The sequence below is a fragment of the Leifsonia sp. GW821-FHT13C09 genome (assembly GCF_058806435.1).
The window spans coordinates 194,094-204,984 of the sequence record NZ_JBXAPS010000006.1; the positions used below are offsets into that span (position 1 = coordinate 194,094).

At 62.8% G+C, this 10,891-nt stretch carries 9 protein-coding genes; 7 read left to right on the forward strand and 2 right to left on the reverse strand.

Annotated elements, in window-relative coordinates; genetic code table 11:
• Positions 1-63 precede the first annotated feature (63 nt).
• The gene (locus tag AC1ROW_RS18380; protein ID WP_493020492.1) at positions 64-390 is read right to left on the reverse strand and encodes a hypothetical protein; all 327 of its coding nucleotides are present in this window, start codon (positions 388-390) and stop codon (positions 64-66) included.
• Positions 391-402: 12 nt separating this feature from the next.
• Here AC1ROW_RS18380 and AC1ROW_RS18385 point away from each other — a divergent pair, with 12 nt between their 5' ends.
• The 7 genes from AC1ROW_RS18385 (at position 403) to AC1ROW_RS18415 (ending at position 7,899) form a co-directional block, all read left to right on the forward strand.
• Positions 403-1,017, forward strand: coding sequence for a hypothetical protein (locus tag AC1ROW_RS18385; protein ID WP_493020494.1), 615 nt, complete (start codon positions 403-405; stop codon positions 1,015-1,017).
• 209 nt (positions 1,018-1,226) lie between these two features.
• A complete protein-coding gene (locus tag AC1ROW_RS18390) occupies positions 1,227-2,819 on the forward strand; it encodes a type IV secretory system conjugative DNA transfer family protein (protein ID WP_493020495.1) in 1,593 nt (530 codons plus the stop codon).
• Positions 2,819-3,220 carry a hypothetical protein gene (locus AC1ROW_RS18395; protein WP_493020497.1) on the forward strand — a complete coding sequence of 134 codons (402 nt, stop codon included), beginning with the start codon at positions 2,819-2,821 and terminating at the stop codon, positions 3,218-3,220. Before AC1ROW_RS18390 ends, AC1ROW_RS18395 begins: the two co-directional genes overlap by 1 nt.
• Positions 3,217-3,681, forward strand: a complete 465-nt coding sequence (locus tag AC1ROW_RS18400) for a hypothetical protein (RefSeq protein ID WP_493020499.1) — start codon at positions 3,217-3,219, stop codon at positions 3,679-3,681. The genes AC1ROW_RS18395 and AC1ROW_RS18400 overlap by 4 nt, the downstream gene beginning before the upstream one ends.
• Positions 3,682-3,777: 96 nt before the next feature.
• On the forward strand, positions 3,778-4,221 hold the full coding sequence (locus tag AC1ROW_RS18405; RefSeq protein WP_493020501.1) for a single-stranded DNA-binding protein: 444 nt from the start codon (positions 3,778-3,780) through the stop codon (positions 4,219-4,221).
• Positions 4,222-4,437: 216 nt separating this feature from the next.
• Complete coding sequence (locus AC1ROW_RS18410; RefSeq protein WP_493020502.1) at positions 4,438-7,404, forward strand: TrlF family AAA-like ATPase; 2,967 nt, start codon at positions 4,438-4,440, stop codon at positions 7,402-7,404.
• A gap of 96 nt (positions 7,405-7,500) precedes the next feature.
• A complete protein-coding gene (locus tag AC1ROW_RS18415) occupies positions 7,501-7,899 on the forward strand; it encodes a hypothetical protein (protein WP_493020504.1) in 399 nt (132 codons plus the stop codon).
• An 11-nt stretch (positions 7,900-7,910) separates the two neighbouring features.
• Here the strand turns inward: AC1ROW_RS18415 and AC1ROW_RS18420 are convergent, their stop codons facing one another.
• Complete coding sequence (locus AC1ROW_RS18420; protein WP_493020506.1) at positions 7,911-10,601, reverse strand: AAA family ATPase; 2,691 nt, start codon at positions 10,599-10,601, stop codon at positions 7,911-7,913.
• Between the last annotated feature and the right edge of the window lie 290 nt (positions 10,602-10,891).

The following is a 10,891-nucleotide window of genomic DNA, read 5'->3' on the forward strand; positions in this document are numbered from 1 at the left end:
CCGACTCGGTCGGAAGATCGCGGTGCCGCACGACCCTAATGGAGAGTGGGTGCGGGTCGCCGCCTACATCGGCGGCACCTCTATCTCAGTCGGACCCGGCAAAGCCGCACGGATTAACCTGCTCGACGAGGGTCCGAGGGATGCGTCGTTCTCGGATGAGGACTGGAACCAGAACGTTCTCCAATACCGGCGGCCACGGTCAAGACGATCATTCGCCGCCTCCGCGAAGGCGGGAACCTGGAACCGGTCGAGCACACCGCCCTCGACGTCGCACTCGACGCCCTCCGCGGCCAGTCCACCGTCACCATCACGCACGTCTACGATCGGCTCGTCGACCCGGGCGAGACTGTGCCGGCCGAAGTTGCGGAGGCAGGACATCGCCTCGCCCACTCACTGCGACGCATGGTGTCTGGTGACCTCACCGGGTTCTTCGACGGACCCTCCACCGTCCGGTTTGACGCCGATGCGCCGATGATGGTGGTCGACACGTCCGCGTTGAAGGGCGCATCCCCGGAAGCACAGGCGCTCGCCCGGCTCGCTACGGCGAACTGGATACGCCGTTCGAGCTTGGGCGCGAACCGGCAGGCCCGAGTGATCATTCATGAAGAGGCTGCCGTCGAACTCCTCAATGACGTCTCCGGTGGCGACGGCCTCGCCGAACGCGTCGAGGACGAGAAGATCGCCCGCCACCTCGGCACCAGCAACTGGTACCTCCTGCACCGGGTCGCCGATCTTGACGCGCTCGGCGACCGCAACAGCGCCCTCCATTCCCGCGCCCTCGGACTGTTGGCTGACTGTGAGACCCGTATCTCCTATGCCCAGCACTCCGGTGAGATAGCTCGATCAAGGGAGATCCTCGGGTGGAATGACACTCAGGCTGATCTTGTCCGGAAGCTCCACAAGGGCGAAGGGCTTTGGCAGATCGGCCAGGACCGGGTCGCGAAAGTCCGCAACATCTGCACCGACTACGAGCTCGGGATCTTCCGCACCGATGCGATGGGCGGTGAGCGAGCATGAGAAACCACGGCTCCTCCTGGACCCACATCGCCCTCTACTCGCTTTTCGCGCTCGTCGTCGCAGGCGCCTTGGGCACCGCGATCGCGGCGGCCACGATTCACCTGAGTTGCGGCGCAGGCGGTCAGCCTTCAAGCGTCTTCGCCGGCCTCCAACTCGCCCTGGGAGGGAGCCCCGACGGGTTCACTTACCCGCCGACATGCGATGTGCCGGTGGCACTGATTCGTGTACTCGACGTGCTGGTGCTCCTGTGCATCCTCGCCGCAGCCGGCGTCACGACGCTCTGGTGGCTCCGCTACCGCCAGTCGGACCAGCACTTCATCCGCAAACTCCGCGGCCGCGACGGGCTCGCCAAGCCGGGAGAGGTTCGCAAGCACACCTCGGCCCGCACCGCCCTCCATCGAGCGAAGACCCTTCGCCCTTCACTGGCGAACCCTGACCCGTCCGCCGCCGGCTGGAAAGTCGGAAGCGCTCACGGCCAAGACGTCTACGTGTCGATCGAAGACTCGATCGTCGTCGAGGGCGCACCCCGCTCCGGAAAGGGTTACCGGTTCATCATCAACGCCATCCTCGACTGGAACGGCCCCCTGATCACCACCTCTACCCGGAACGACAACCTCTCCGCCACGATGCGCGAACGCGCCCGTGTCGGCAACGTCACCGTCTTCGACCCACAAGAGCTCTCCGGGGTGCGTTCCACTTTACGTATCTCACCCGTCACCGGTTGCGAGGATCCCCTCGTCGCTGACCAGCGTGGGCAGGCCATCGTCGCCGGCACCGCGTTGGGTGCGTCGAAGACGAACCAGGAGTGGGCGCAAGTGTCGTCCTCAGTGCTGTCGCGCCTTCTGCACGCCGCCGCTGTGTCCGGACGCGGGGCGGAAGCGCTGGCCCGTTGGGGGTCGAACCCCCGCCTCGCCCTCGAAGCAGTCAGCGTCCTCGCCAACGATGGGACGCCAGGCTGGTCAGAGGATCTAGACGCGATCATCAACGGCGACCAGAAACTGCTCGCCAACTCCTGGTTCGGCGTCGCCGCCGCAATCCGCCCACTCGCCATCCCCGCCATCCGCCACGCAATGACCCCAGGCCCTGGCGAAGAGTTCGACCCCGACGAGTTTCTCACCGGATCCAACAGCCTCTACCTTGTCGGCACCGGCGCCGGCGCCGGATCTGTCGGGGGATTCCTCGGGGCGGTCCTCGACGACATCGTCGAGACCGCCCGCCGCAAAGCTCTCGCCTCACCCGGCTCGCGCCTCGATCTCCCGCTCGCTCTGATCTTGGACGAGATCGCGAACATGTTCTCCTGGCCCGCCCTCCCGCGCATCATGGCCGATGGCGGCGGCATCGGCATCTCCACCATCGTCGTCCTCCAAGCGCTCTCGCAGGCCGAGACAGCGTGGTCACGGTCTGAGGCCGACACGATCTGGTCGGCCGCGACCGCCAAGCTCCTGCTCGGCGGCGCATCCGACGTCGACCACCTCCGCGACATCGAATCCCTCCTGGGCCTCCGCCGGATCCGGACCACCGGCCACTCGTACAACGACTCCGGATCCTCCACCAACGTCAACAACGAGAAGGTGCCCGTCATGACAATCGACGAAATCCGCCGCATGCCCGAGACCATCGGACTCCTCGCCTACCGCAACCGTCGTGGCATCCTCCTCGACCTCCGAGGCTGGACCGAGCGGGACGACGCCCGGCGGGTCAAGACCGGCAAGCAGCTCACCGAACTCGACCAGCAGGTCGTCTTCGCGGAGCAGTATCAGGCGGCCATGGACCGCCGACACGCAGCAGGGGAGCGGAACTGATGTCCAACCGTCGCCGGCCCGCCCGGAACAACTTCTACCGCACCCGCTACCTGCACTCGCCAGCCTGGTTCGCGCGCCGAGACCGCTGGTTCCTCGAAGAGAACGCACGATCAGGACAGGTGCGCTGCGCGCTCTGCCTCGGCATCGGCAACACGCACACTCTCGAGCTCCATCACCTCGACTACCGGGGAGTTAGCCAGACACCGCGGGGTTGGGCGGCACGGGAGCAGCACGACGATCTGACCGCGCTGCACCCGCGCTGCCACGAATACGTGCACCAGCTGATCGAACGCGACCGCGCCCTCTCGGGCTTCGTCTCTCGGAGGGTCGCGTCCAACCAGGCCATCGCCCGGCTCCAGGCCAAGATCGGTCGATACATCGAGTCCACGGAGTGGCCATGAGCAGCGAGCCACCCATCGAGCAACTCCTCGATTCCCTTCCAGAAGGGTGGGACGCCCAGACGCCGCGACGCTCGTCCGGGATGCTCGGCGTCACCGTCGTGAACTGGCGCACCCTCGAGGATGCCGACGCGCCCCAGGTCTGGATCGAGCTCGGTGAGTGGGTGTCATGGTTCGTCCGCCGCTACAACCTTCCCTCGCGCAAGATCCCGCCGTGCTGGTACAAACACGGCGCCCTCGTCGAAGAGCTGTCGGCCCTTCACATCGCGTGGCTGGTTTCATACGACAGCCTCGACGCCGGCTATGGACCGATCGGCTGGCACGAACGTCTCGCCGTCGCCATCCCGCGCCTCGCCGGTTGGTACAACGGCGAATGCCACAACGGACACACCGAGCTTCCCAGCAGCACTGATGTCGAGGCTCTCGACTGGGCGGATTGGATCGGCCGCTCACACGCAAACTAGGCGATTGCGCGTCATGCCGAGGTCATACTCCGAGCGAAAACACAACGTGTAGATGAAGGCGACCATCCGGTCGCACCAATGGAAAGGAACAGGAATATGAGCACACGAGTCCCGATCAGCATCGAAGGCAACCTCGTCGCCGACCCCGACTTCGGCGAGTCACAGAACGGCACCAAGTACGCCAAGTTCACGGTCGCCGTCACCGACCGCAAGCAGGTCGACGGCAAATGGGTCGACGGCGACACCCAGTACCACCGCACCACCGTCTTCGGCCGCACCGCCGAGAACGTCCAGGCGAGCCTCGCCAAGGGCGACACCGTCATCGTCAACGGCAACCTCGAGTTCCGCCACTGGACGGACCAGGCAACCGGCGAACCCCGAGCCGCTACCGAGGTCGTCGCCGACAGCGTCGGGCCGTCGCTTCGATACACCACAGCGGAGGTCGCGCGGCGCTCCCCAAAAGCTGAGGGCCCGGATGCAAACGCGACCGGGCCAGCGCACCTTGTCGAATCTTTGACGCCGCCTATCGCTCTCGCATGAGCTCCGAAGTGAAGGGCCGGCCCGCGCCGGCCCTTCACTCGTGCCTAGATATTCCGACCCACTTGACCCCTAAACCGGGGAAAGCGAGCGTTCTGCTCCCCTGAATATCCTTTAGGTTTACGCGCCATCGTTTTGCTTCGTGACAGATAGCCATCGCTCGGGAAGGGCCGCTGGCAGCGTTCGTTGTCAGTCAGCCAATCGACGTGGGGGTAGATCATGATTTCGCAAGCGGATCCTAGAGGCTCTATATGGCGCCGTTGGGATCCGCACATCCATGCTCCCGGCACCGCGCTGAGCAATCAGTTCGGACCGAATGATTGGGATGCGTATGTAGATGCGATTGAAGCGTGTGAACCTAAGATCGAAGCCCTCGGGATCACTGACTACTACAGCCTTGACGACTATGAGCGAGTGCGTCGATACAAGGAGGAAGGACGGCTTCCCGACGTGGGGCTGATCTTCCCGAATATTGAGCTTCGGTTACCGACAGCAACCCGAAATGCACCGGTTAATATTCATCTTCTCGTGTCGCCTGAAGATTCGGAACATCTCGTCGAGGCGAAACGCTTCCTTGCAACACTCACCTTCGAATTTGGCGGTGAATCGTATCGGTGCGACCGCAGTGATCTCGTGAAGCTTGGTCGAGCTCAAGACTCAAAGATCATCGATGACGATGCGGCGCTGCAGACCGGAACCAACCTCTTCAAGGTAACCCTCGAAAATCTCAAGGAGTCTTTCAGCAAGAGCTCTTGGGCGCAGCGCAATATCCTTATCGCAGTCGCGGGCGGCAGCGGTGATGGCACTTCAGGAGTGCGCGACGACGGAAGTTCCCTTCAGGGAGTTCGCATTGAAATTGAGCGCATAGCTCACGTCATATTCTCCGGCTCGCCGCAACAGCGGAAGTTTTGGATCGGTGAAGGTGCCCTCGAAGTCGATGCGCTGACTGCGACCTATGGAGGCCGCAAGCTTTGTCTGCACGGGAGTGATGCCCACCGCCTTGACCGCGTCGGAAAGCCCGACCAGGACCGATATACGTGGATCAAGGGTGATGCCTCTTTCGAGTCGCTCCGACAGGCTTACCTTGAACCGGGCGAACGCGCAGTGGTGGCAACGCTCCCTCCGCAGGGCGCTATGCCGTATCGCGTAATTGACCGGATCCGGGTTACAAATGCCGAGTGGATGAAGAACTCGGAGATTCCACTCTCATCGGGCCTTGTCGCGATTATCGGCGCACGCGGTTCAGGTAAGACAGCTCTCGCCGACCTGATTGCAGCCGGAGCCGGTGCAGCTAGTCAGGAGGAGTCAGACAAGACATTCTTGCAGCGCGCTCGAGCTTTCCTGCCCGGCTCAAGTGTCGAAATGGAATGGGGCGACGGGAGGGCAAGCACGACACCCCTGCCGCCAACGGACTCAGCCGCGGTTCCTGGCGTCCAGTACCTTTCGCAGCAGTTCGTCGAACGCCTCTGTTCTTCAGAGGGGATAACCGATGAGTTGCTCCGCGAAATCGAGCGCGTGATCTTCGAGGCTCACCCGCATGAGGAGCGTCTTGGTGCCTCGACCTTCCAGGAACTGCTTGGCCTACGAGCAGGACATGGTCGGGGGTTGCGGCAGTACGCAAATCAGCAAATTGAGCAACTTTCAAGCCAAATCGATCAAGAGCGAACCGCACTCGGCCAGGTCGCGGGCCTGGAGATGGAGGTGAAGCGACTCACGGACCTCCTTGGTGAGGATCGAAAGGCGCGGAGCTCCCTGGTTGTCGTGGGCGGAGAAGCGCGCGCTACAAGACTCGAGGCCATCAATGCTGCTCTTGCCTCGAAACAAAGCTCCGTCGACGTTCTTCGTCGACAGGAGCAATCTCTGGGCGAATTGTCTGAGAGTTCAAGAGATCTAATAGAGCGTCGGCTTCCGACAGTCGTTGCAGAACTCGTACGGAATCACGCCGCGTCTGGTCTGACCTCGGATGAGTGGGGCCAGTTTGCATTGTCCTTTGTTGGCAACCCAAGCGCGCTCCTCGCTCAGAAGCTGACCGGGGTACGAACTCAGATTGTCCAGTTGACTGGCAAAATGCCAGCGCGCCAGGAGGTTCCCGCGTCGCAGATGGCTCCGTTCCTCGATGAGTCGGCGGACCTCTCGCTGGCCACGTTGAACACGTTGAAGGCAGAAGCGTGGCGGCTTGGCCAGGTGATCGGCCTGGACAGCGCAAAGCAAAAGCAGCTGCAGGCATTGAACGCTAAGATCTCCGGCAACGAGGCCCTACTTCTCACCACTACAAACCGCCTCAGCGACGCTCGGGGGGCGCGGGCTCGGATTGACGCACTCAGTCTTCAGCGTAAGCAGGCGTACGCGTCCCTGTTCGACGGTTATGCGAGCGAACAAGAGCAGCTCGAAGAGATGTACTCGCCGTTGCGTGACATCCTCACGGATCAAAAGGGGACCCTCGGGGAGTTGACGTTTAGTGTCAAGAGGGTTGTGGATGTCCGCTCCTGGGCCACGCAAGGCGAAAGCCTCCTTGATCTCAGAACAGGCGAGTTCCGAGGCCACGGAGAGCTTGAGCGAATCGCGACAGACACACTACTCCCGGCATGGGAGTCAGGCACTAGTGGCGAGGTCGCCGAAGCTATGGCGGCGTTCAGAGTCCGTCATGACACGAATATCTTGCAACAGGCCAAAGTGCCAACAAAGGACGCGGCGGCATACCAAAAATGGGCTCGCGCCGTCTCTGCTTGGTTGAACAGCACGGACCACATCCGGGTCCGTTACGGGATCCTCTATGACGGTGTCGAAATTGAACAATTGTCCCCTGGCACACGGGGCATCGTTCTGCTGCTTCTTTATCTAGCCGTCGACCAAACGGATGACCGACCGCTCGTCATCGACCAGCCCGAGGAGAATCTCGACCCCAAATCGATTTTTGACGAGCTAGTCCATCGTTTCGTTGAAACCCGAAATCGCCGCCAGATCATCATCGTCACCCACAACGCGAATCTTGTAGTCAACACGGACGCCGACCAGGTGATCATCGCGAACGCGGGCTCTCATCGGCCTGGCAAGCTCCCGGAGCTCACTTACGTGAGTGGGGCACTTGAGAATCCCCTGATTCGTGGCGAAGTGTGCGAAATTCTGGAGGGTGGCAGGCCCGCTTTTGAGGAGCGAGCGAAACGACTCCGAATCAGCCTGGCTTAGTCAAGGGCATCCTCTGCCCTTTTAGCGCGAGCCTCCCCAAGGCGTGAACTCCTAGAATCGCGCCCCATCGTCGGGCCGTTGATGGAGACTATGGTCGTGGCTACCGAAGAACCTCTACCCATGCCGCTCGGCGTTTCGGACAACCAGGCTGTCGCGCTTTGCCGGGACTGGATGCTGCACCTTGGGGCCGCCGACACCGTCGTCGCGTCGGGTTCGGTTCGAGATATTTGCCACCTCTTCAGTAGTCGTTATTTGGCTTGGGTAGATAACGGCCGCGCGAGCCTTGAGTCGACTGCTGTTCTCCACGCGGCACAAGTCGCATCTAGCGACGGTCGACGGGCGATCATTTTCAAGCGCGGTGGTATCCGAGGCGAGGCGCAGCAGCTTGCAGATTCGCACGGCGTGGCGCTCTTCTCGTACGTGCCCTCCGACGGTCTTCTAGAGGGGGCAAACCCTCTCGGTTATGAGCTCCGGGCATCAGGATTGGTTAACTGACAGGTCGCTCCTCAAACGCTTAGCCCGGCGTCCGCTCCGCTTGTCGTAGCCTCGTAGCCACTGCCATTTGCCTGGCTGGTTGCCGCCCGACGGAGCTCCTGGCGAGCAGCCGTTCGAGAGCGCTCGATGGTCTCCTCGATGGTCTGGTGCTGCATCATCTGGATAAGTTCGGATCTGGCCGCGGTCTTGGATGGCGACGTCAAGATGACATCGTTGCGATCCCTGCCACGTGTGAGCCCGACGTAGAGCCCCGCAGAGTCGACTCCGGGGCCCACGAGGGAGCGGTCGCTGGTCTCGCCTTGAACGCCATAGACGGTGGACGCGTATCCAAGGTGGATGTTCTCTGAGGCGTATGTGGAGGTCACCCTTCGCAGATCAGAGGCGTCCGTGGTCGACGCGAGTACCACGTGCTCCGCTGTGATCGCTTTGATGACCCAGTTCTGGCGATTGTCGACGCCGGCCCGTGAGTCGTTCCGTCGCGTCTGTACCACGTCGCCTTCGAGGAGCATTTGTCCATCCTGTCCGCTTGCGATTCGAGTTGCTGCGAGGGATCCCAGCTGCAGTCGGCGTGCTTGGATTGCTTCGTTGATGGCCTGCGCTTCTGCGTGAGTGGCAGTCACAAGGGCGACGGATGCACCGTCCTTCGCTGCTGCAAACCAACCTTCCACCATCGACTCGCGAGCCGCGACATCGCTGTTGACCAACGCGACGTGACCGGTGTCTAACAGCTCGTCAGCGACAGCGCCGGCGTCCTCAGGGCTGAGGGGCTCCCGGAGACGTAGTGACAGCTCGCCCCATGCTGGGTCGCTGAACCGGTGAATAGCGGTGAGCTCAACACGCCTGGACGCGCGGCGCCAGAACAGCGCCATCGCGCCAGAGTGGCCCACAGGCAACGCTTGCCGCTGATCTCCGACGAGGGCAACGCTCGCTCTGGTTTGCTGAACGAGCTCGAGCAGCGCATTCGCGGCTTCGAGCTCCATCATGCCCGCCTCATCGACAACGATGCGGTCGCCAGCGGTGATTCGACGAGTGGGGCCATCGTATGTGCGACCGGTATTCATGTCGACGTCTCCAGGAGCTAGTCGTGTCCACTCGGTGCCGCCCGCACGATTGGATACCCAGCGCCACCCGAAGTCGTGGAGGAGCTGGTGCAGGGACGATGACGAGCTTTCAGCCTCTCTCCCGGCTACCGAGGAGGCCTTCTTGGTCGGCGCGACGATGATCATGTCGCGACCCCTCCGTCGAAGTGCGGCGCCGGCAACCTTCAGCATTGTTGTCTTTCCAGTGCCGGCAGCTCCGCTTATGCAGACTATTGCGCCGGTCCCGCCGATCGCAGCTGCACCATCCATCTGCTCCGGATTCAGTTCTCGATCGGGCTCCACCAGCCGGCCCACTGCAGCGATCTCGTTTGTGGGGAGAGGCTCGCCAGGTCCGGCCATCAGCTCGACGCGACGGGCAACACTAGACTTCAGCGCCGCAGTCGACGTCGCCATCAGGTGCTTGATGTGGCGAGGAACGTCGGGCTCGTTCAAGAGTGTGACCGTGTGGGCCTGGGCAGCCGCGTCCTCGATCCGATCGATGAGAGGCTCAAGCGCGGAACGAGTAGCAATGATCCCGGACTCCGAGAGGGCGCGGATCACGCCGGCGCGGACATCCATCTCGCTGAAGCGACCGCCCGTGCCGGTCGACCGGGAATCCGCATCGACGATAGCCATCGCCGCGAGCAAGTCCAGGTCGAGAGTGTCGAGGGGCCGCGCGGCGACAGGTGTGGCAACTCGCTGTCGCCCGAGTGTCGGATCGGCAGTTAGAAGTTCGCGCCGAACTAGGGTCGCCCAATCCTCGGTGTCGAAGTTCGATGGCTTGTCTGGGCGCCCGTATGCCCAAGCCCATCGATCGATCTGGTTCAGCACTTCGTGCGACGGCTCCTGCTCCGGATGTTGCGCTCTCCAATCGGCGACGCGAGCCGCCCTATTCGCCTCGATCTGAGCCGACCGCTTCGACAGCGGGCGCACCAGGTGCGTCAGCTGCGTGATCTCACCGTCGGCGTTCAGGGTGAACCCTTTCGCGGCTAGGGCCGCAAGCCATGCCGGGTCAGTGCGGGAGGCAAAATCGCCCTCCGCATTGACCACGTTCTGGAAGCGCAGCGCGACGCGCGTGTCGACGTTCGACCACCGTCCGTCGCGTCCCTGGACCTTCACATTCAGCCACAGGTGTCGATGCTTGTGCGGGTCCAACGACCGCGACCGTTCGTGCCGCAGCTCCACGACTTCGACCCGTGTCAGGTCCTCGCGGATGCAGCCTTGCTTCCCGCGTCGAGCGTTGAGTTCGGTCTGCCACAGCTTGATGATCCGGTCCCGCAAGCGGTCCTGGAGGTCCTCGTACGCGGCCGCCAGTTCGGGGTCCAGCATGGCGGCGATCGAGTACGACTTCGGGGCGTTGATTGTCGCGTCCAGGATCAGATCTGCGACCGGCGATTCGGAATCGCGGCCGCGTCGTTCACCGGTCAGCGGGTCGATCCCGTCCACCCATTTCTTCAGCTGCGACCGGGTGAGCAGGTCGTCGCGGATGTTTCCGGCCTCGACGATGTAGCGAGTCATGACAGCGTCTGCGTAGCCGGCCGCAGCGATCACGCCGTCGGCGGTCTTCGCGGTCAGCGTCGCATCACATACCCCGGCGAAGGCGTACTGGACCGCCTGCTTCACACCCTGTGAAGTCTGGCCCCGCTTCCACCGCTGGATTCCACCCCTCATACCTACACGTTGTGTTTCCAAGCCGGTTTTGACGCGCAAATCCGAAATTCATCTCAAAGTGTCTTGTCTCAGGACATCGGAAGCGGAAGTGTCTCAGGACATCGGTGCCGGTTGGTGTCTCAGGACATCGGTGACGGTTCGTCTGGTCGCGGGTTGGGGCGGCGGCCGCGGGGTCGGCCGTTGCTGACGTATTTGACGCCGGGTGAGGGCCAGGGTTGTTCGATGATGAGGGTGCCGTCGAG